Origin of the sequence: uncultured Pseudosulfitobacter sp., assembly GCF_963976325.1 — a bacterium.
Taxonomy (GTDB): Bacteria; Pseudomonadota; Alphaproteobacteria; order Rhodobacterales; family Rhodobacteraceae; genus Pseudosulfitobacter.
This window is the reverse complement of the sequence record NZ_CAXBJW010000012.1, coordinates 1-20,404: the sequence shown is the minus strand read 5'-3', so window position 1 is coordinate 20,404 and position 20,404 is coordinate 1. Positions and strand designations below refer to the sequence as shown.

Here is a 20,404-nt window from a genome sequence, read left to right as displayed (position 1 = left end):
TTCCCTTCACTTAACACGCAAGGACCACACCATGACCGATCTTCCGCTGCTGGGCGCTGCTATGCCGACGGCCACGCTTGAAACGCTTCAGGATTTCATCCTGTCCGAAAACCGCGATCTGGAAATTCAGGATTTCTGCGACGGCGACCTGCTGAATGGCGACTGGAAAACAGTGGCCGACCACACCCGTAACCTGTTGACCGGATACACCGGACGGCTGGGCATTCACGGGCCGTTCTGGGGCCTGAACATCGCCAGCCCCGACACCGAAATGCGCGCGCTGAACAAGCGCAAGCATTTGCAGGGCATCGAGGTTTGCGAATATCTGGGGGCCACCCAGATGGTCATTCACAGCCCCTACACCACGTGGAGCTTCAACAACCTGGACAACGCGCCCGACCGCAAGGAATACGACCGGCTGCTGGAAAACTGCCATGACACGATGGACGCGGTCGTGAAACGCGCCGAAGATTGCGGTGTGACCATGGTGATCGAAAACATCGAGGACATCGACCCCGACATCCGCTGCGCGCTGGCCGACAGCTTCAATTCGCCCGCCATGGCCGTGTCGATCGACACCGGCCACGCCCATTACGCACATGGCACCAATGGCGCGGCGCCGGTCGATTACTATGTGCGCCGTGCCGGTGACCGGTTGCAGCACATCCATCTGCAAGACGCGGACGGTTACGCCGACCGGCACTGGGCCATCGGGCAGGGCACGATCCGGTGGGAGGCCGTGTTCCGCGCACTTGGCGAATTGGGCAGCAACCCGCGCCTGATACTGGAATTGCGGGACAAGGACGGCATTTTGCCATCGGTGGCCTATCTGCAATCGCTTGGCATTGCCCGCTAGGCACAGTCAGTCTGTGGTCCGGGCCTTTGGTCCGGGCCTGTCGCTTCACGCGAACGCGGCAGGCCCGCAGCTAGATGATCTTGGCCAGCAACCGCAGCAGCGTTTCTTTCTCGCGCTCGCGCAGGGGGGCAAGGGTTTCTTCGGTCACACGGATCGCGGCATCGACGGCCTCGTCGATCAGCTTGACCCCACGGGGCGTCAGCGAAACAAGATGGCGGCGGCGGTCGGCGGGGTCACGGCGGGTGGCCAGCAGATCGCGTGCAATCAGGCGGTCCACCACGCCCTTGGTCGTAGCACCGTCCATGGCAACGGAACGGCCCAGCAGGTTTTGCGACATCGGCCCGTCCTCGGCCAGCCGGTGCATGATTGAAAACTGGGTCGTGGTCAGTTTGCCCGGCACTTGTTCCAGAAAGATCGTCGAATTGCGCTGATAGGCTTTGCGCAGCAAAAAGCCGATTTGCGCGTCCAGCACATACCCATGCTCGTCGCTGGTGCGCGGCTGTGTGATCTCGCTCAACGGGCTCTCCTTGGGTTGCTGTCACCGGACCTAAAGCGTGCCGCGCGCGGTGGCAATACAGCGACGGGATCAGACCGACAGATAGGCATCGCGGATTTCGGGGTGGGCCTCCAGCTCGGCAAAGCTGCCGTCGAACTTCTTTTCGCCGCTTTCGATGATGATGGCACGGTCGGCCACGGCGCGGGCAAAGTGCAGGTTTTGCTCGGAAATCACCACTGTCAGCCCTTGGGCCTTGAGCTTGAGGATGGTGTTGGCCATCTCTTCGACGATCACCGGCGCGATGCCTTCGGACGGCTCGTCCAGCAGCAAAAGCAACGGGTTGCCCATAAGCGTGCGCGCGATGGTCAGCATCTGCTGTTCGCCGCCCGACATATGTTTGCCGCGGTTGCTGCGGCGTTCGGCCAGGTTCGGGAAGATGTCGAAAAGCTGTTCGACCGTCCATGTCGGCGCACCGTCGCGCGGCGGCTGGCGGCCGACTTCAAGGTTTTCCATCACGGTCAGGTCGGTGAAAATGCGGCGGTCTTCGGGGACGTATCCGATGCCGGATTTGGCGACGCGAAAAGCGGGGGCGCCGACCAGATCGGTGTTCTGAAACATCACGCGGCCGGTGCGGGGGCGCACCAGTTGCATGACCGATTTCATCGTTGTGGATTTGCCCGCACCATTGCGGCCCAGCAACGCCACGACCTCGCCCCGCCCGATCTGAAAGGACAACCCGTTCAGGATGTGGGCCTTGTCGTAATAGCTGTGAATGCCTTCGATATTAAGCATCCTGTGCCTCCTTGAACAACGTGCCACCGCCCAGGTACACCTCTTGGACTTGCGGGTTTTCACGCACCTCTGCGGCGCTGCCATCTGCGATCAGCTCGCCCCGGTTCAGCACCATGATGTGATGCGCATGGGCAAAGACGACATCCATGTCGTGTTCGGTAAAAAGGACTGAAACGCCCTGATCCTGTACAATATCCGCGACCAGTTGCATCAGCGCGATCCGCGCCGAAGGGGCCATGCCGGCGGTGGGTTCATCCATCAGCAGCAGACGCGGACGGTGGGTCAGCGCAATCGCCAGTTCCAGCCGTTTCAGATCGCCATACGCCAGAACCGAACAGGGCCGGTCGGCCTGATCGGCCATCGACACGGTTTCCAGAAACTCGAACGCTTCGTCGCGGTACAGTTTCCACGCGCGGGGCAGCATCGAGAACAGTTTGCGGTGGTGGCTGATCAGCGCCATCTGCACGTTCTCGATCACGCTCATCGACTGGTAGGTGCCGGTGATCTGGAACGTGCGGCCAACCCCCTTGCGCCAGATGTCGCGGGGGCGCTGGCCGGTGACGTTTTCGCCGTCCAGAAACACTTGGCCGCCGGTGGGTTTCAACTGCCCCATCAGCATGTTGAAACAGGTGGATTTGCCCGCCCCGTTGGGGCCGATCAGCGCCTTCAGCTCGCCCTGTTGCACGGCAAAGGACACGCCGTTGACGGCTAGAAATCCGTCATAGCTTTTCTTCAGGTTCTCGACGCGCAGGATTTCGGTCATTTGACGGCCTCTTCGTTGGTGCCGCGGAATTTGGCCCACGTGCTGCGCAGGGTGCCGACGATGCCTTCGGGCGCGATGATGACCACGGCGATGATCACCAGACCCAGCACCAGCCGCCAGTATTCAAGGCGGGTCAGCCAGTCTTCGACGACGGTCATAAAGCCCGCGCCGACGACGCCACCGGCAAGAGTTTTGACACCGCCCAGGAACACGACGATCAGCGCGTCGAACGAGGCGGCGATTTCCAGTTCGGTGGGGAACACCGACCCTTTGGAAAAGACAAAGATACCGCCCGCCAGACCCGCCATCACACCGGCAAGGCCAAAGGCCACATGCTGCACGCGTTTGACGTTGATCCCCATCGCCTCGGCCTGACGCGGGCTGTCGCGGCCGGCGCGCAGGGCGTAGCCGAATGGCGAATGGATGATGTGGCGCAGCACAAGGATGCCGCCGACGCCAAAGGCCAGCGTGAAGTAATAGAACGGGATGGTGTCGCTGAGCCATGCCGAGGGCCAGATGTTGACCAGCCCGTCATCGCCCCGCGTCAGGTCGCGCCATTGATAGGCCATCGACCAGACCAGTTGCGAAAACGCCAGCGTGAGCATGGCAAAATAGACCCCGCTGAGGCGGATACAGAACCAGCCGATCCCCAGCGCCAGCAGACCGGCCGCAAGGGGGGCAAACAGGAATGCGACCTCCATGGGCGTATCAAGGTGAAAGACCAGCAGCGCCGCGGCATAGGCCCCGCCGCCAAAGAACGCCGCGTGGCCAAAGCTGACCAGCCCGCCAGAGCCCAGGATAAAGTGCAGCGATGCGGCAAACAGGGCAAAGACCACCATGTCGATCAGCAGGATCAGCATGAAGCGGTCGGCAAACAGGGGCAGGGCGGCCAGTGCCAGAAGCAAGGCGGCGACCAGCATCTGACCTGTGGTGCCATAGGGACGGATCGGGGTTTCGGGCGCGCCGACCTGTCCGTGTTCGCCCGCGACTTCCTCGCGGCCCAGCAGGCCGTAGGGGCGGATGATCAGCACAACGGCCATGACGACAAACATCAGCACCAGCGTGGATTGCGGCAGGTAGGTGACGCCAAAGACGTTCAGCACCGAGATCAGCACAGCGGCGATAAACGCGCCGGGCAGTGACCCCATGCCGCCGATGACCACCACGACAAAGACCGCGCCGATGATGTTAAAGTCCATCAACAGGTCCGCCCCGCCCTTGGGCAGTTGCAACGCACCGCCCCAGCCGGCCAGCGCCGAGCCAAGGGCAAAGACGCCGGTGAACAGCCACGCCTGATTGACGCCAAGCGCGCCGACCATCTCGCGGTCCTGGGTCGCGGCGCGGACCAGCACGCCGACCCGTGTCTTGGTGATCAGATACCACAGGGCGAACAGGATGAACGGGGTGATGGCAATGATCACCAGATCGTATTTGGGCACCGGTTCGCCAAAGATGCGCCAGACGCCGCGCAGGCCGGGGGCGCGGGGGCCCATGCGGTCCTCGGCGCCCCAGATCATCAGGGCAAGGTCCTGAATGACAAGGATCACGCCAAAGGTGGCGACCAGTTGGAACAGCTCCGGCGCGCGGTAGATCGGGCGCAGCACCACCATTTCGACAAAGGCGCCGATGGCCCCCACCACAAGGCCGGTGATCAGGATCGCGCCCCAGAAGCCGACCGTGCCGGGCAGCACGTTCATCAGGGTAACGCCGACAAAAGCCCCCAGCATATAGAACGACCCGTGGGCAAAGTTCACGATGCGGGTGACGCCAAAGATCAGCGACAGGCCCGACGCCACGAGGAACAAAGACGAGGCATTGGCGAGGCCGGTCAGAAGCTGTGCAAAGAAAAAGGCCATGCGGAAGATAATCCTTGGGTGGTCACCGCCAAGCGGTGTGTCATGTCAGGAAGGGGCGTGGCAGGCGGGCGTTCTTGCCCACCTGCCTGTTGCGGCTGGCTTATTCGGCCGGGCGCATCGCTGTGACTTCTTCGTCGGAGGGCATGTAGCCGTCGGGCGATTTGTAGGTCCAGTCGACCATCACGCCCTTGCCGTCTTCCAACGCGAGGGTGCCGACATAGGCGCCCATGTTCGACTGGTTGTCGATTTCGCGGTAGCTGAGCGTGCCGATGGGCGTGTCGGGGATTTCCAGACCCTCAAAGGCGGCGATCAGCGACGCGGTGTCGGTGGCGCCGGCCTTTTCGATGGCGGCGGCGATGGACAGCACGTCAAGATAGCCAACCAACGAGCCGATCTTGGGCGTTTCACCGGTTTCCGCGATATAGGCGTCTACGAACGCTTTTTCCGGGGTGCCGTTGTCAAAGGCGTACCAGGGATAGCCGGTCACGAACCAGCCTTCGGGGGCCTCGTCGCCCAGCGGTTCCAGATATTCGGGCTCGCCGGACAGCAGACCATAGACGGGGCGGCCATCGAACAGGCCACGGTCGCCGCCTTCGCGCACGAATTTGGCAAGGTCGGTGCCAAAGGTCACGTTATAGATCGCGTCGGGCTTGGCACGTTCGATCGCCTGCACCTCGGCGCCGGCGTCGATCTTGAACAGGGCGGGCCATTGTTCGGCGACGAATTCAACCTCGGGCTTCAGCCGTTTCAGGTTTTCCTTGAACGCTGCGACGGCATCCTGACCATAGGCATAGTTGGGCGCGATGGTGGCGTATTTGATCGCGTCGGTTTTGGCGGCCTCTTCGGCCAGCATCGCGGCCTGAATCCACGTCGAGGCGCGCAGCCGGAAGGTGTTGGGGTTGCCTGACTGCCACACAAGGCTGTCGGCCAGCGGTTCGGCGGCCAGGTAGAGATACCCCTTTTCGGCGGCAAAGGACGACAGCGCCAGACCGACGTGCGACAGGATCGAACCGGTCAGCATGACGGCCCCGTCGCGGGTCATCAGCTCTTCTGCGATCTTGACCGCTTCGGCGGGGTCGCCCTGATCGTCGCGGTAGATGAATTCAAGCGGTTTGCCCAGCACACCGCCCGCGTCGTTGATCTCTTTCAGCGCCAGTTCGATGCCCATCTTATAGGGCTCGGCAAAGGCGGCCATGCGTTTGTAATGGTTGATCTCGCCGATCTTGATGGTGTCTTGGGCCAGTGCGGCCCCAGACATAAAGCCGGGCGCCATCACAAGGGCGGTGGCAGCGGCGATCAGGGTGCGTCGCGTCAGGGTCATCGGGGTCTCTCCTATTGGTGGCAGCAGTGCTGCGGGGGTCGTGATCCGGTCTTACGCCGGTTAGTCGTGATAAACAAAGGCAGGCGACGGATCGCTTGCGAGATCTTCGGTCCGTTCCAGTTCGATCAGGTCGTTGATCCGCTTGCGGTAGACAAGCGGGCCCTTGTCGATGGCGATGCGGATCGGACGCCGTTTGGCGGGGCGGTTTTCTTCCTCTTGCACGGCTTCAAGGATCTCTTTGTCCTCTTGAAAAGCCACGCGGAACATCTTGTCCATGGTCGCTTCTGCGTCGGGATCGTCAAGCGCGGTGTTGCGGATGTGCATCCAGCGGTCGATGGAATAGGTTTCGGTCACCGGTGTGATGAAATGCAGGGCAAAGATGCGCACGCCCTTGTTGCGTTCGTCCTCGGCAATGGCGTCCTCGGCGGGGGCCGAGCCAAAGTCGATGACGGCGGTGCAGGGGGTGTAAAGGTAGTAGTAATGCCAGCGGTCCACGTTGCCGGTGAATCCGCCGAACCCTTTGAAAAACCCAATCGGTTCCGCGTCGCGTATCCAGCGCCAGGCCAGGATCGCCTCGCCTTCGGTCTGCACGTGTACGGGGACGTTTTCGGATGCGGCGTTGCCCAGCGTGGTGGGGTGGACAAAGCTGACGTGCGCCGGATCAACCAGGTTTTCGGCCACGTTCAGATAGTTCGATTTCAGATGCAGCGCGTCGCCGTGGTGGACCTTCCAGGCGGGGTCGGTGAATTCGGGCATGTCGAACACTTTGGACGTGTCGGCGCGGGCCGGGTCGCCCATCCAGATCCAGACGATGCCGTGGCGTTCCTCGATGGGAAACGCCTCGACATAGGCGGATTTGGGCAGGTTGGTCTGGCCCGGCACCCGCACGCAGGCGCCCGAACAGTCGAAGGTCAGCCCGTGATAGCCGCATTGCACGTTGTCGCCCACGCGCTTGCCCTTGGACAGCGGCAACAGGCGGTGCGGGCAGCGATCCTCAAGTGCGACAACGCCGCCGTCGGATTTGCGGTACATGACGACGTGGTCACCAAGGATGGTAAAGCGGCGCAGGTCGTCGTCGATCTCGGTCGACCACGCGGCCACGTACCAGGCATTTCGAACGAATTTCGTCATGTTGACCTCCTTGGTGGTGTCTCTAGCGCAGCCCGTCCGCGCCGGTGACTTCGCTGTGTTTCAGCCCGCCGACGCGCGGATTGGGTCGCCCGGCCAGTTGCAGGGCCACGGCCACCACGATTTCCCCGCGCCGCGGGGCATCGGGCAGTTGCAGGCGCATCCCGTCAAAGTGGCTGCGCACGTAAGCGGCGTTCTTGTGGCCCAGCGGCACGTCGATCACGCTGCCCGGTCCGCCCATCGCCTTGGACGAGGGCACCAGCGCCTTGCCGCCGCCCAGCACGTCGCGCAGGGGCGCGCCCAGCGTCGGGTGCAGCAGGGCGGCGGCGTGTTCCAGCTCGCCGTCTTCGCCCACGAGGGCTGCTTTGCCGTAGCCTTGAACATCGCCCGCCGCACAGCCCAAAGCGGTCAGCGCCTCGATGCCCAGAAGCGCGCCAAGCTGTGCGCCGGTGTCGAACAGCTCGGCCAGATCGTCCACATAACGCCCCGCATAGGGGTTCACGATCACCGCCGCCGCCAGTGCGCGCCGTGCGGGGGGCGAAACGGGTTGGCCCATTTCGGTGCGTGTCTCTTCGACCAGCGTTATGATCCGGCGCAGGTTCACCGCAAGCCGTCCTCGCCCTTGACGTCCTCGGCGGCCAGACCACCGACGCGGGCGTGAATGCGGGGGCCGGTGCTCATCACCAGCACCAGCAGGATTTCGTCGGCCTTGGGTCCGTCGGACAGGCCGACCTCCATCGCGTCGAAATGGCTGCGCACATAGGACGCGTTGGTGTGGGTGATCGGCACGTCCAGACGGGTGCCCGGTCCGCCGATCTTTTTCGTCGAGGGCACGATGGCCATGCTGTCGGCAATGGTGTCGCGCATGGCATAGCCGCCGGGCACATGCCACAGCGCGCCGTGTTCCAGTTCGCCGTTGGTGCCGACGATGGCGCCTTTGCCGTAGCCCTGAATGGCGGACGCGTCACCGCCAAGAGCGGCGATCAGATCCTGTGCCATCTGCGCGCCCAGCGGTTTCAGATCTTCCATAAAGCCCTGAATATCCTCGACATAACGCCCTGCGAAGGGGTTCGCGATGACGGTCATGCAAGCGGCGCGGCGCAGGGGTGTTTCGGGGGCGGGGCCGCCCTCGTGATAGATGGTTTCGGTCAGGATTGCCGTTTTGCGGATGACGGGTTCAGGCATGGATAAGGTCCTTGGGCTGGCCCTGCGTGGTGCGGGCGGTCTTGGTTGTGCCGATCATGCGTCTTTGGCCCTGACAGGCAAGACATGCGCCGACAATCAGTCCGCGTGCGGCAAAATTTGTGGCGATGGCGGCCCCGTGATCCAGTGCGGCGGTCACATCCGTACCGGGCAGGGGGGCAACATCGGTGGTGACCCGCCGCGCGCCCAGATCGCTGTCGGGCGACAGGCTGTTGGCGGGGGCGCGGGTGATGGCGGGGTGGTCGGGCAGGTCGATGGCGTTGGCGATCAGCGTGGCGGCGGCGTCGGCCTGCGCCGCAGTGGCGGCCAGCACGGTCACCGCGTCGGCAATGCCCAGCGAATGCGACCGGCCCCGCCAGCCCGATGTGGCCACGCCGCCGATGCCGTCATGGGGCCCGATGTCGGCTTGCGCGCCTGCGCTGGCGGTGGTCGGGTCCTCGCAGATCGCAAGGCGCAGGGGCTGGTGCGCGGTCCACAGGGCAATGTCGCCGCCGTTGTTCACATGGGCGCGGGTCAGACGATGGCTCGGGGCCAGCATCGCGGTCAGGATGTGGTCGGCCACGGCACCGGCGACGGCGGCCATCGGGGTGACAAAGGTGGGGGCAAAGGGGGCGACGGCTTGCTGCATCTTCCGTGCGATCACGCCGGTGGGCGCAGGCCCGTCGCATTTGCGCAAACGCGGCAGCTCGGCCACCAGATCGCCCAGCACCGGCGCAAAGGCATCCCGCGCGCGCAGATAGGCAGCGCGCACCGCCTGTGCCGACCCTTCGGCCACCACGATCAGGTCAATCGGGCCATGGACCAGCCGCAGATGACCGTCAGGCGACAGGTGCGCCGTTGGGGTTTCCTGCCAGCTCATTTCGGCCCCCGTGTGTCCGACGATATAGGCCACGGCGCGCCGGTCTTGCGGTTTTCCGAGCGTTGGCCGGACAGGCGGTGATCGTTCTGCCGCCCCTTAAGGCCGCGCAGGGCGTCTTCCAGCGGCATGACGTAATCTATATGCCCGCCAAGCGCGGCGTAATCCGCCGCAGTCATGGTAAATTCAATGGGCGCTACCAGCGCGGGCGTGGGCACATAGCCAAAGGCATTTTTCGGCATTTGCGTGACGTCTGCCATAAAGGTGATGCCGCCACCCGGCCAGATGAACACCGGCGCGCCGCCCGATGTCACACGGGTCAGCCGCGATTGCACCGAACGGGTCAGCGACACGGGGTTTTCCGTGACGCCAGACCGCAACGACCCGCCCGCACCGGCCATGAACAGCACCGAGGTCAGCGAAGGTTCGCAGTTTTCCTCGATCCGTTGGACCGAGGGCAGCAGCCGCGCGGGCATGTCCTTTTGCACCGGCACCAGATCGTCGTTCAGCTCGTAGTAGGCGGCGTTTTCGCCGGTGGTCGACACCATCAGCAGCGACAGGCCGGCACGCGCCTGATCGGGTTTCCACGTGTCCAGAATGTCCAGCGGATCGGTCAGATCGGTGCCGCCCCAGCCGGTGCCGGGTTCGGCCACTTGAAAGTAACGTCCCGGGGTCGAGCGGCGGCCCTTGATCTTGATGCCCGAGGGGGCCCAGCCGATGACCTTGCCCGCCTGATGTTCGGACATGACGCCGGTGATGTGGTCATCGACGACGACAACCTCGTCCACCAGCCCCTGCCACTGTGCCGCGAACATGCCCACCGTGGCCGACCCGCAGCCGACGCGCATGCGTTGCTCGGGCGTGCCGTTGACGATGGGGGCCTGTCCGGCAGCAATCTCAAGGTCGGCACCGTTGTCGATGGTCAGCGCAACCTGTTCGCCGTTGCACAGCGCCAGCAGGGCCGAACAGGTCGCGCGCCCCTCTTTCTTCGATCCGCCTGTCAGGTGATTGACCCCGCCCAGCGACAGCATTTGCGATCCGTATTCGGACGTCGAGACGTGGCCGATCACCTCGCCATCGGCACGGACAGGCGCGCATTCGCTGCCAAGGTGGCGGTCGGTGTCGATTTTCACCTTGGCCCCGCAATAGGAAAAGATGCCCTCGGTCACGACGGTGATCATGTCGACGCCCGCGGATTTCGAGGCGACGATGAAGGGCGCGGGTTTATAGTCGGGATAGGTGGTGCCCGACCCGACGGCGGTGATGAACGTCTGGTCGCCGGTGACCAGATCGCCATCCCATTCGCGGTCAAGGAAGGGCACCAGCGGCGTGTCCTCGCGGTTTTCCAGAATGGTCAGCGGGTCCAGACGCACCAGCTCGCCGCCCTCGTTTGCGTATCGGTCGCAGGCGCCCGAACGGCCGTCGGCGATGTAGCACATGACCGGGCAGGCGTCGCAGCGGATTTTCTCCGGCTTGGCGGTCTGGGGGCGTTTGCTGGCGGTCTCGGTCACGGTGCGGGCTCCGGTGTCTTGGCAATCGGGCGGATCATGTCGGATGTGCAATTCGTTTGTATACGAACGCACGACACCCGTTTGTGTGTCAACAGTTTTGCGCGGGTTGTGGTCATGGATCAGTCCACAAACGCCTTTTCGACTACGAATTCAGCGGGGCGGTTGTTGGCCCCTTCTTCCAGCCCCAGATCAAGACAGATCGCGCGGCAATCGGCCAGCATCTCCATCGACCCGCAGATCATCACGCGGTCGTCTGCGGCGGTGATCGGGGGCACGCCCAGGGCCGTATATATAGTGCCGGTGCGAATCATGTCGGTGATGCGCCCCTGCACTTTGTACGCCTCGCGGGTGGCGGTGTTGAACAGGCGCAGGCGGCCTTGGGCCAGTTCGCCAACCAGCGGATCGTTCAGCGTGGCCGTGGTGATTTCGTCGCCATAGGTCAGCTCGGCCACCTCGCGGCAGCAGTGGCACAGGATCACCTCGTCAAAGCGGTCATAGGTTTCGGGATCGCGAATCAGCGAGGCAAAAGGCGCGATACCGGTGCCGGTGGACAGCATCCACAGCCGCTTGCCCGGGGTCAGCGCGTCCAGCACCAGCGTGCCGGTGGGTTTCTTGCGCATCAGGACCGTGTCGCCCACCTGAATGTTCTGCAAATGCTCGGTCAGCGGGCCGTCGGGGACCTTGATCGAATAGAATTCCAGCGTGTCGTCCCATGCGGGCGATGCGATGGAATAGGCGCGCATGACGGGGCGGTCGGCATTGGGCAGGCCGATCATCACGAACTCGCCCGACCGGAAGCGGAAGGTGGCGGGGCGGGTCACCCGAAAGCGGAACAACCGGTCGGTGTAATGCTGCACCTCGGTCACCGTCAGGCCAAAGCAGGCGGCGGGAATTTCGAATCCGGCGGGTTGCCCCCGCAGGATGGGATCAAGGACAAGATCGGTCATCGCAATGCTCCGTTGTGCATAATTTCAGGGCAGATGCTGCGTCAAAATTCATTCGTACACAAACGAAAAAAGTTTTTTGCCCGATAAAGCCCCGAAAGCGATCAGGACGATTGACAACTTTTCGTGCAAGTTTCTACGGTGTGCCTGTATCGTTTGCACACAAATGAAGCCCCGCACGCTTTCGGGGTGTGAGAGAGGCCCATCATGACGCTTCATCGGCCCGAGACACTGGACGCAGCCCTGGCCCTGCTGGCCGAAGGGGGTGGCGTTGTTCTGGCGGGGGGCACGGATGTGTATCCCGGCCTGCGCGATGCACCTGCGCCTGCGCGCATGATCGACGTGTCGGCGGTGTCGGGGCTGCGCGGGATCACGCGCGACGGCGACCACTGGCGGATCGGGGCGGCGACGACGTGGACGGATGTGGTGCGCGCCGACCTGCCGGCGCTGTTCGACGGTCTGAAGCTGGCCGCGCGCGAGGTCGGGTCGGTGCAGATCCAGAACACCGGCACCGTCGCGGGCAACCTGTGCAACGCCTCGCCCGCCGCAGATGGCGTGCCCGCGCTGCTGGCGCTGGACGCCGAGGTTGAGCTGACGGGGCCGGATGGCGCGCGGCGGGTGCCGCTGGGCGCTTTTATCCAAGGTATCCGCAAGGTCGATCTGGGGCCGGCTGAGTTGATGACGGCGATCTATGTGCCCGATGCGCCCGGATGCGGCGCATTCCGCAAGCTGGGGGCGCGGCGGTATCTGGTGATTTCCATCGCGATGGTCGGGGCCGTGGTGCACGCCGAAGGCGGGCGGATCGTGCGTGCCCATATCGCTGTCGGGTCTTGTTCGCCGGTGGCGCGCCGGCTGGTCGCGCTGGAAACGGCGCTGGTCGGTGCCGCGCTGGGGGACGTGGGCGGCATTGTCGGTCAGGCGCGGCTGGACGAGCTGACGCCGATTGATGATGTGCGCGCAAGTGCCGCCTATCGCATGGATGCGGTGCGCACGCTGGTGCGGCGCACGGTGCTGGATGCAGTGGAGAAAACAGATGTCGCTTGATGAACCCAAAGGCCAGATTGCCCTGACCCTGACCCTGAACGGGGACGCGATCACCGTACCGGCGCAGGCCACCGCGCGGCTGTCCGAGGTGCTGCGCAACAGCGCGGGCGCGCTGGACGTCAAGGTGGGGTGCAACGCGGGCGATTGCGGGGCCTGCACGGTGCTGCTGGACGGTGCGCCGGTGTGCGCGTGCATCACCGCTGCCGGTCAGGCGCAGGGCCGGACGGTCGAGACGCAATCGGGGCTGGTGGCGGGCGACCCCGACGCCGCGCGGCTGGCGGATGCGTTCCAGCGCCATCAGGCGGCGCAATGCGGGATCTGCACACCGGGCATGATGGTGTCGGCGGTGGCGCTGCTGCGCTCGGGCGCAGTGTTGACCGAGGACCGGGTGGCCGATGCCTTGGGCGGCGTGCTGTGCCGGTGCACCGGCTATCGCAAGATCATCGCGGCGGTTCTGGACGCAAGCGCGACCACCAAGACATTGACCGAAGGCGGCATCGGCGCGCGGGTGGCGCGGCTGGACGGCTGGCCCAAGGTGTCGGGGGGCGAACGCTTTGGCGATGACGTGGCCCCGGCAGATGCGCTGACGGTGCGGGTGATCCGGTCACCGTTTCACCGCGCCGGGTTCCGGTTTGGTGATCTTGAGGCGTTTCGGGCTGAAAACGGGCTGGACCTGATCCTGACCGCCAGTGACGTGCCGGGGGCGAACCTGTTTGGCGTCATTCCGGGGTTCATCGACCAGCCGGTCTTTGCCGAATCCGAGGCGCGGTTCAAGGGCGAAGCGGTTGCCGCCGTGGTGGGCCGTGCGGATGTGCTGGATGCGATGGGTGCCTTTCCGGTGGACTGGGACGAACGCACGGCGCAGCTGACGCCCACGGGGGCCGACGCGGCGGCGCTGCTGCATCCCGACCGCGCGGACAACGTGATGTGTCGCGGGTTTGTTGCGCGCGGCGATGCCGATGCGGCGCTGGCGCAGGCGGCGCATGTGGTCACGGGCGATTTCTCCACGGGGTTCATCGAACACGGCTATATCGAACCCGAAGCGGCCAGCGCCCGCAGGGTGGGCGACCGGATCGAGGTGCAATGCTGCACGCAGGCGCCCTATATGAACCGCGATGCGCTGGCGGGTATTCTGGGGCTGGACCCTGCGGCGGTGCGCATTCTGCCCACGGCGGTCGGCGGCGGGTTCGGATCGAAACTGGACCTGACCGCGCAGCCCTATGTTGCGCTGGCGGCGTGGAAATTGGGACAACCGGTGCGCATGGCCTATACCCGCGCCGAAAGCATCGCCAGTTCGACCAAACGGCACCCGTCCGAGATTACCATGAAGATCGGCGCAGACGCAGGCGGCCGGATCGTGGGCGCGCGGTTTGACGGGGTGTTCAATACGGGCGCGTATGCAAGCTGGGGGCCGACGGTGGCGAACCGTGTGCCGATCCATGCCTCGGGCCCGTACCGCGTGCCGGATTACGAAGCCAACAGCGTTGGCATCCACACCAACACCGCCCCTGCGGGCGCATTCCGCGGCTTTGGCGTGCCGCAATCCGCCGTCGCGCAAGAGCAGTTGTTCGACCTGCTGGCCGATAGGCTGGGCATGGACCGGCTGGCCTTCCGCCGCGCAAACTGCCTGCAAAACGGCGATCCGACGGTCACGGGGCAGGTGTTTGACACCGGCATGGGCATCGACGCCTGCTTTGACGCGCTGAAACCCGAATGGGACCGCGCGCTGGCCGAGGCGGCTGCCTTCAACGCCGGCCATGCCCAGATCAAGCGCGGCGTGGGTGTCGCGGGCGGCTGGTACGGCTGTGGCAACACGTCGATGTCGAACCCCTCGACGATCCGCGCGGGGGTGACGTCGGATGGCGTGCTGATGCTGCATCAGGGGGCGGTGGATATCGGCCAGGGGTCGAACACCGTCATCACCCAGATTTTTGCGCAGGCGATGGGGGTGCCGTTGTCGGCGGTCACGCTGGTGGGGCCGGACACGGACATAACGCCGGACGCGGGCAAAACCTCGGCCAGCCGTCAGACGTTCATCACCGGCAACGCCGCGCGGCTGGCGGGCGCGGCGCTGCGCGCGCAGATCTTGCGCATGGGCAATGTGGGCGAAGGGGCCGTCATTTCGTTTGCAGATGGCGCGATTGAGCTGTCCGAGGGCGAGGTGCGCCGCCGGATCGACCTGCCCGCCGCCGACGGCTATGCGCTGGAAGTTGAAGAAAGCTATGACCCGCCCACCTTGCCGCTGGACGAAAAAGGGCAGGGATCGCCCTATGCCGTGTTCGGCACGGCGGCGCAGATGGTTGAGCTTGAGGTCGACATGGCCCTGGGCACGGTCAAACTGCTGCGGTTTCTGGCCGCGCATGACGTGGGCCGCGCGATCAACCCGCTGCTGGTCGAGGGCCAGATCGAAGGCGGCATTGCGCAGGGCATCGGTCTGGCGCTGATGGAGGAATTCCTGCCCGGTCGGACAGAGAACCTGCACGACTACCTGATCCCGACCATCGGCGACGTGCCGGGCATCACCTCGGTCATCATCGAATCCGGCGATGCGCACGGTCCTTACGGGGCCAAGGGGCTGGGCGAGCATTGCCTGATCCCCACGGCGCCCGCCATTCTGAACGCCATCGCCCACGCCAGTGGCGCGCGCATCCATCATTTGCCCGCCACGCCCGACCGCGTGCGCGCCGCCATTCTGGCGCAAAACAACAAGGCCACGACATGACAGACGCAACCGAACTCAGCGGCAGCTTTGCCGGGATCGACGTCGGCGGCACGTTCACCGATCTGGTGCATTACGACAGCCGCGCGGGCCGCGTGAAACTGGCCAAGGTGCCGACAACGCTGGACAATCAGGCGCATGGCGTGCTGGCGGCGCTGGATGCCGCGGGCGTGGATGCCGCGATGCTGGACCTGATCGTGCATGGCACCACGACCACCACCAACGCGGTGCTGGAGCGGCGTCTGTGCAAGACGGGGCTGATCACCACGATGGGCTTTCGGGACGTGCTGGAGCTGGGGCGGCGCACCCGTCCGCAGGCCTATGGCATGTCGGGCCAGTTCCGCCCGCTGATCCCGCGCGACTTGCGGCTTGAGGTGCCCGAACGCACGCTGGCAGACGGGTCTGAGTACCTGCCGCTGGACGAGGACGCCCTGCGCGTGGCGCTGCGCCAACTGGTGGCCGAGGATTGCGAGGCGCTGGTGATCCATTTCCTGCACGCCTATGCCAACCCCGCCCATGAAATCCGCGCGGGCGAGATTGCGCGCGAGGAATGGCCCAACGGCAACATCACGCTGGGCAGCGCGCTGCTGTCGGAAAGCCGCGAGTTTGAACGCGGGGTCACGGCGGCGGTGAATGCCTCGGTGCAGCCCTTGTTGCGGCGCTATGTGGAACGGCTGGCCGACCGGCTGGCCGAACGCGGCTATACCCGCGACCTGCTGGTGATGAACGGCAACGGCGGCATGGTGTCGGCGCGCACCGTGGCCGACGAGGCGGCCAAGACGGTGATGTCGGGGCCCGCCTCGGGCGTGATGGCGGCGGCCTATACGGGGCGGCGCGCGGGCATTCCTGACCTGCTGACCTATGACATGGGTGGCACCAGCACCGATGTGGCGATGATCCGGGGCGCTGACCCTGCCGTCAGCCACGAGATCGAGATTGAATACGCGATGCCGATCCACGTGCCCATGGTCGATGTGCGCACCGTGGGGGCCGGTGGTGGTTCCATCGCGCGGGTCAACGCGGCGGGGCTGTTGCAGGTGGGACCGGACAGCGCCGGATCGACCCCCGGTCCGATCTGTTATGGCAAGGGCGGAACCGACCCGACGATTTCGGATGCGAACATGCTGCTCGGGCGGATGGACCCGGCCAAGCTGAACACGATTTCCGGCGATGTGTCGATTGACATGATCCGCGATGTGTTTGCCGCCAAGCTGGGCGATCCGCTGGGGCTGGACGCGGTGCAGGCGGCGTCGGCGGTGCTGCGCATTGCCACGGCCAAGATGGCCGATGCGGTGCGGATGGTGTCGATTTCGCTGGGCGAAGACCCGCGCGATTTTGCGCTGTTCGCCTTTGGCGGGGCAGGGCCGCTGCACGCCTGTGCGATTGCCCGCGAGCTGGGCGTGCCGCGCGTGTTGGTGCCTGCGCGTCCCGGGATCACCAACGCCCTGGGCTGCATCGTGGCCGACCTGCGCCACGACTTTGTGCAGACGGTGAACACGCCGCTGGACCAGTGCGACATTGACGAGGTGCACGCCGCCTTTGAACGCCAGATCGAGGACGGCACAGCCGCCATAGGGCGTGAACGGGTCCAGATTGCGGACCTGCGGGTGATGCATTCGGTGGACATGCAGTTCATCGGCCAGACGCACCTGTTGCGCGTGCCGCTGCCCGATGCCACGCCGACCCGCGACGCTCTGCAAGCGCTGTTTGAAGAGGCGTATTTCCGGCGCTTTCAGGTCAGCCTGCCCGAAATCCGCCCCGCACTGGTGAACGTGAACACGTCCGTCATCGGTCGCCGTCCCGAGGTGGACCTGTCGCTGTTGATCGACACCGCCCAACGCCGCGCGACGCTTGACCAGGCACAGACCGGCACGCGGCCCGTGTGGTTCGACGGTTGGGTCGATACGCCGGTGTACTGGCGCGACCACCTGCCCGCAGACGCAACGCTGACGGGGCCGGTGATCGTGGAACAGATGGATTGCACGCTGGTGATGGAGCCGGGCGACACTGCCATACAGGACGCCGACGGCAACCTGATCGTAACCCTGGGAGAGCAGCCATGACCATTGATCCGATTACGCTGACGGTGATCCAGTCGGGCCTGCAACAGGTCTGTGACGAAATGGACCTGTCGTTTTCCCGCGCCGCCTTTTCGCCGGTGATCGCCGAGGCGAATGACCGCTCGGACGGGATTTATTCGGCTGTCGATGGCAGCCTGATCGCCCAAGGCTCGCAAGGTCTGCCGGTGTTTGTCGGCACCATGCAGTTTTCAACTGCGACGCTGATCCAGATGATCCGCGACGGCAAAGCGGCCAAGCCCAAGCCGGGCGACATCTATATCGTGAACGATCCCTATCTGGGTGGCACGCACCTGATGGACGTGCGTTTTGCCATGCCCGTCTGGCGGAACGGCGAGATTTTCTGCTGGCTGTCGAACACCGGCCACTGGCCCGATACGGGCGGCGCGGTGCCGGGCGGCTTTTCCGCCTCGGCCACGTCGGTCGAACAGGAAGGGCTGCGGTTGCCGCCCGTGCGTCTGTTCAAAGAGGGCGAGCTGGACGCCGAGATTTACGCGATCATCTGCTCGAACATCCGCGTGTCGGAACAACGCATCGGGGATGTGAAGGCGCAGGCGGCGGCGCTGTATGTGGGGCAGTCGCGGCTGACCCGGATGCTGGACCGCTACGGCGATGACACGGTGCGCGCGGCCATCGGCGAATTGCGCACGCGGGCGGCGCAGCAGATGCGCGCGAACATCGCGGCGATTCCGGTGGGGGTTTATCAGTCCACCGCTTACGTGGACAGCGACGGTGTGGTGGATGAACCGCTGGAAATCCGGCTGGCGATCACGGCGGACGGTGACACGCTAAGCTTTGATTTCACCGGCTCGTCCGCGCCCTGTGCGGGGCCGATGAATTCGGTTCTGGCAACCACGCATTCGTCGGTTTACCTGGCGATGCGTCATATTTTCCCCGACGTGCCCATCAGCGCCGGCGCGTTTGAGCCGTTGGAAATCATCCGCCCCGTCAACACCTTCCTTGATGCGCAATACCCGCGCCCCGTGTCGGGCTGTGCCGCCGAGGTCAGCCAGCGCATCGCCGAGGCGGTCTTTGCCGCGTTGGTGGTGCCGCTGCCGGACCTGGTGACCGCCGCCCCTGCGGGATCGTCCGGCAACTTTGCGCTGGGGGGCGATATTGCGGAAGAGGGGCGCAGCTATGTGATGTACCAGATTTCGGGTGGCGGCTACGGCGGCTATGCGGGGGGCGACGGCATTTCAAACGGCTGTTCGACCATCGGCATTTCCAAATCCCCGCCGGTCGAGATTATGGAACAGCAGTTTCCGATCCTGTACCACCGCTATGCCCTGCACGACGGATCGGGGGGTGCGGGTGCGCATCGGGGTGGTTTCGGGCTGGATTACGAAGTCGAAATCCTGCGCGGCACGGCGCGTGCCAGTTTCGTGATGGATCACGGGCGGTTCGGCCCGCAGGGGGTTCTGGGCGGCGAGGACGGCGGCAAGAACCGCGTGGTGGTCACGCAATCCGGCAAGGAATTCGTGCCCGAACATCTGTCCAAGGCGCAGGACATCGCGCTGAGCGTCGGGGACCGGGTGCGGGTGCGCACGCCGGGGGGTGGCGGTTACGGCCCTGCCCAAGACCGCGATCCGGCGCTGGTGGCCGAGGACGTGCGGCTGGGGCGGTATACCCAAGAGGAAGCGGAGCGGCTGTTCGGGCGTTGAGGCTTTCCAGGCTGGGTGTCGTTAAAATACACTTATAATCAGCGGCTTGCGTTTCAACCCTCTGTTTCTGAGGTGCGCACCGCAGAATCCTGATTGACGTACCTCAAAATCTCTCCGATCCTTGGGCGACTGGGGAGGATTCGAAATGAGCGGGCCAACGGTACGCGACGTTGCTGAGGTGGCGCAGGTCAGCCTTGCGACCGTCGATCGTGTTTTGAACAACCGCGGCGGCGTGTCGGCCAAGGTTGTGGACCGCGTCAAAGCTGCCGTTGTGCAAACCGGATACGTCCGCAATCTGGCCGCCGCCAACCTGTCGCGCCGCCGCATCTATCGGTTCTGTTTTGTCGTCCCGTCCGGGGACACCGGCTTTGTCGCGCTGCTGCACGCAGCACTGGCGCAAGAACAGCAGCGGCTGCGCGAAGAGCAGGTGCATGTGCAAATCGTACCAACCCGGGCGTTTGATGTACAAGATCAGGTGGCCGCACTGCGCAAGCTGGACTGCGACGCGGTTGCCGTGATGGCCAGCGAAGCGCCCGAGATCAACGCGCAGATCGCCGCCCTTCAGGCCGCTGGCGTCCGGGTTGTCAGCCTGGTGGCCGACCTGCCCAGTTCCGGGCGCGATGCCTATGTCGGACCGGACAACGTGGTGGCCGGGCGCACGGCGGCCGAGTTCATGGGGCGGTTCATCAAGGACGCGGGCAACGTCCTGATGATCGCAGGGTCGCTGGCGGCGCGCGATCACAGCGAGCGCCTGCTGGGGTTCCAGATGGTCATGCAGGAACGGTTCGGCGGCTGCACATTGCTGCCCGCCGCCCAAGGGGCCGACGATGCCGCACGGGTGGAACAGATCGTGCTGGACACCGCGCGCACCCAGCCGCTGGCCGGTATCTATGCCATCGGTGCGGGCAACCGCGGGCTGGTGCGCGCGGTCGGCACGCTGGACCCGAAACCCACCACGATCGTGCACGAACTGACCCAGACATCGCGCGAGGCCTTGCGCACCGGCATTTTCGATCTGGTGATCGACCAGGACATCCGCGCAGGCGTCATCGCCGCCGTGGGTGTCATGCGCGATCTGACCGAAGCGACCACACCGCCTGCCGACGCCGGCAGGATCAAACTGAACATCTACAGCCGTGAGAACATACAGTGAGCCAATATTTCGCAGACATCGCC

At 64.8% G+C, this 20,404-nt stretch carries 17 protein-coding genes; 6 read left to right on the top strand and 11 right to left on the bottom strand.

What is annotated here, in order from left to right; all coding sequences use genetic code 11:
* Window positions 1-31 precede the first annotated feature (31 nt).
* The gene (locus AAC077_RS17735) at window positions 32-856 is read left to right on the top strand and encodes a sugar phosphate isomerase/epimerase family protein (RefSeq protein ID WP_339772408.1); all 825 of its coding nucleotides are present in this window, start codon (window positions 32-34) and stop codon (window positions 854-856) included.
* Window positions 857-926: 70 nt separating this feature from the next.
* On the opposite strand, the gene AAC077_RS17730 is transcribed toward AAC077_RS17735, so the two are convergent.
* The 11 genes from AAC077_RS17730 to AAC077_RS17680 form a co-directional block, all read right to left on the bottom strand.
* Window positions 927-1,373, bottom strand: coding sequence for a MarR family transcriptional regulator (locus AAC077_RS17730; RefSeq protein ID WP_339772406.1), 447 nt, complete (start codon window positions 1,371-1,373; stop codon window positions 927-929).
* 69 nt (window positions 1,374-1,442) lie between these two features.
* Window positions 1,443-2,144 (bottom strand): ABC transporter ATP-binding protein, encoded by a 702-nt coding sequence (locus tag AAC077_RS17725; RefSeq protein ID WP_339772404.1) that lies wholly within the window; start codon window positions 2,142-2,144, stop codon window positions 1,443-1,445.
* Window positions 2,137-2,907 carry an ABC transporter ATP-binding protein gene (locus AAC077_RS17720; protein ID WP_339772401.1) on the bottom strand — a complete coding sequence of 257 codons (771 nt, stop codon included), beginning with the start codon at window positions 2,905-2,907 and terminating at the stop codon, window positions 2,137-2,139. The genes AAC077_RS17725 and AAC077_RS17720 overlap by 8 nt, the downstream gene beginning before the upstream one ends.
* Window positions 2,904-4,763 (bottom strand): ABC transporter permease, encoded by a 1,860-nt coding sequence (locus AAC077_RS17715; protein WP_339772397.1) that lies wholly within the window; start codon window positions 4,761-4,763, stop codon window positions 2,904-2,906. Before AAC077_RS17715 ends, AAC077_RS17720 begins: the two co-directional genes overlap by 4 nt.
* A gap of 100 nt (window positions 4,764-4,863) precedes the next feature.
* Window positions 4,864-6,084 carry an ABC transporter substrate-binding protein gene (locus AAC077_RS17710; protein WP_339772394.1) on the bottom strand — a complete coding sequence of 407 codons (1,221 nt, stop codon included), beginning with the start codon at window positions 6,082-6,084 and terminating at the stop codon, window positions 4,864-4,866.
* Between the two features lie 60 nt (window positions 6,085-6,144).
* On the bottom strand, window positions 6,145-7,215 hold the full coding sequence (locus AAC077_RS17705) for an aromatic ring-hydroxylating dioxygenase subunit alpha (protein ID WP_339772392.1): 1,071 nt from the start codon (window positions 7,213-7,215) through the stop codon (window positions 6,145-6,147).
* 22 nt (window positions 7,216-7,237) lie between these two features.
* Window positions 7,238-7,816 (bottom strand): amino acid synthesis family protein, encoded by a 579-nt coding sequence (locus AAC077_RS17700; protein WP_339772389.1) that lies wholly within the window; start codon window positions 7,814-7,816, stop codon window positions 7,238-7,240.
* A complete protein-coding gene (locus tag AAC077_RS17695) occupies window positions 7,813-8,397 on the bottom strand; it encodes an amino acid synthesis family protein (protein WP_339772386.1) in 585 nt (194 codons plus the stop codon). Before AAC077_RS17695 ends, AAC077_RS17700 begins: the two co-directional genes overlap by 4 nt.
* The gene (locus AAC077_RS17690) at window positions 8,390-9,274 is read right to left on the bottom strand and encodes a UPF0280 family protein (RefSeq protein ID WP_339772382.1); all 885 of its coding nucleotides are present in this window, start codon (window positions 9,272-9,274) and stop codon (window positions 8,390-8,392) included. Before AAC077_RS17690 ends, AAC077_RS17695 begins: the two co-directional genes overlap by 8 nt.
* A complete protein-coding gene (locus tag AAC077_RS17685; RefSeq protein WP_339772551.1) occupies window positions 9,271-10,710 on the bottom strand; it encodes a 6-hydroxynicotinate reductase in 1,440 nt (479 codons plus the stop codon). Before AAC077_RS17685 ends, AAC077_RS17690 begins: the two co-directional genes overlap by 4 nt.
* A gap of 191 nt (window positions 10,711-10,901) precedes the next feature.
* Window positions 10,902-11,729, bottom strand: a complete 828-nt coding sequence (locus AAC077_RS17680; RefSeq protein WP_339772379.1) for a ferredoxin--NADP reductase — start codon at window positions 11,727-11,729, stop codon at window positions 10,902-10,904.
* 204 nt (window positions 11,730-11,933) lie between these two features.
* Here AAC077_RS17680 and AAC077_RS17675 point away from each other — a divergent pair, with 204 nt between their 5' ends.
* The 5 genes from AAC077_RS17675 (at window position 11,934) to AAC077_RS17655 (ending at window position 20,381) form a co-directional block, all read left to right on the top strand.
* On the top strand, window positions 11,934-12,770 hold the full coding sequence (locus tag AAC077_RS17675) for an FAD binding domain-containing protein (RefSeq protein ID WP_339772377.1): 837 nt from the start codon (window positions 11,934-11,936) through the stop codon (window positions 12,768-12,770).
* On the top strand, window positions 12,760-15,492 hold the full coding sequence (locus tag AAC077_RS17670) for a molybdopterin cofactor-binding domain-containing protein (RefSeq protein WP_339772374.1): 2,733 nt from the start codon (window positions 12,760-12,762) through the stop codon (window positions 15,490-15,492). Before AAC077_RS17675 ends, AAC077_RS17670 begins: the two co-directional genes overlap by 11 nt.
* Window positions 15,489-17,552, top strand: a complete 2,064-nt coding sequence (locus AAC077_RS17665; RefSeq protein ID WP_339772372.1) for a hydantoinase/oxoprolinase family protein — start codon at window positions 15,489-15,491, stop codon at window positions 17,550-17,552. Before AAC077_RS17670 ends, AAC077_RS17665 begins: the two co-directional genes overlap by 4 nt.
* Entirely contained in the window at window positions 17,549-19,228 is a 1,680-nt protein-coding gene (locus AAC077_RS17660) for a hydantoinase B/oxoprolinase family protein (RefSeq protein ID WP_339772369.1), read from the top strand. The genes AAC077_RS17665 and AAC077_RS17660 overlap by 4 nt, the downstream gene beginning before the upstream one ends.
* A gap of 145 nt (window positions 19,229-19,373) precedes the next feature.
* Complete coding sequence (locus tag AAC077_RS17655) at window positions 19,374-20,381, top strand: LacI family DNA-binding transcriptional regulator (RefSeq protein WP_339772367.1); 1,008 nt, start codon at window positions 19,374-19,376, stop codon at window positions 20,379-20,381.
* Window positions 20,382-20,404 lie beyond the last annotated feature (23 nt).

Coding starts and splice junctions, on each gene's coding strand:
- AAC077_RS17680 (WP_339772379.1), bottom strand. CDS start 11,729: ATGACCGATCTTGTCCTTGATCCCATCCTGCGGGGGCAACCCGCCGGA.
- AAC077_RS17705 (WP_339772392.1), bottom strand. CDS start 7,215: ATGACGAAATTCGTTCGAAATGCCTGGTACGTGGCCGCGTGGTCGACC.
- AAC077_RS17735 (WP_339772408.1), top strand. CDS start 32: ATGACCGATCTTCCGCTGCTGGGCGCTGCTATGCCGACGGCCACGCTT.
- AAC077_RS17670 (WP_339772374.1), top strand. CDS start 12,760: ATGTCGCTTGATGAACCCAAAGGCCAGATTGCCCTGACCCTGACCCTG.
- AAC077_RS17675 (WP_339772377.1), top strand. CDS start 11,934: ATGACGCTTCATCGGCCCGAGACACTGGACGCAGCCCTGGCCCTGCTG.
- AAC077_RS17720 (WP_339772401.1), bottom strand. CDS start 2,907: ATGACCGAAATCCTGCGCGTCGAGAACCTGAAGAAAAGCTATGACGGA.
- AAC077_RS17660 (WP_339772369.1), top strand. CDS start 17,549: ATGACCATTGATCCGATTACGCTGACGGTGATCCAGTCGGGCCTGCAA.
- AAC077_RS17665 (WP_339772372.1), top strand. CDS start 15,489: ATGACAGACGCAACCGAACTCAGCGGCAGCTTTGCCGGGATCGACGTC.
- AAC077_RS17690 (WP_339772382.1), bottom strand. CDS start 9,274: ATGAGCTGGCAGGAAACCCCAACGGCGCACCTGTCGCCTGACGGTCAT.
- AAC077_RS17715 (WP_339772397.1), bottom strand. CDS start 4,763: ATGGCCTTTTTCTTTGCACAGCTTCTGACCGGCCTCGCCAATGCCTCG.
- AAC077_RS17685 (WP_339772551.1), bottom strand. CDS start 10,710: ATGTGCTACATCGCCGACGGCCGTTCGGGCGCCTGCGACCGATACGCA.
- AAC077_RS17695 (WP_339772386.1), bottom strand. CDS start 8,397: ATGCCTGAACCCGTCATCCGCAAAACGGCAATCCTGACCGAAACCATC.
- AAC077_RS17725 (WP_339772404.1), bottom strand. CDS start 2,144: ATGCTTAATATCGAAGGCATTCACAGCTATTACGACAAGGCCCACATC.
- AAC077_RS17710 (WP_339772394.1), bottom strand. CDS start 6,084: ATGACCCTGACGCGACGCACCCTGATCGCCGCTGCCACCGCCCTTGTG.
- AAC077_RS17655 (WP_339772367.1), top strand. CDS start 19,374: ATGAGCGGGCCAACGGTACGCGACGTTGCTGAGGTGGCGCAGGTCAGC.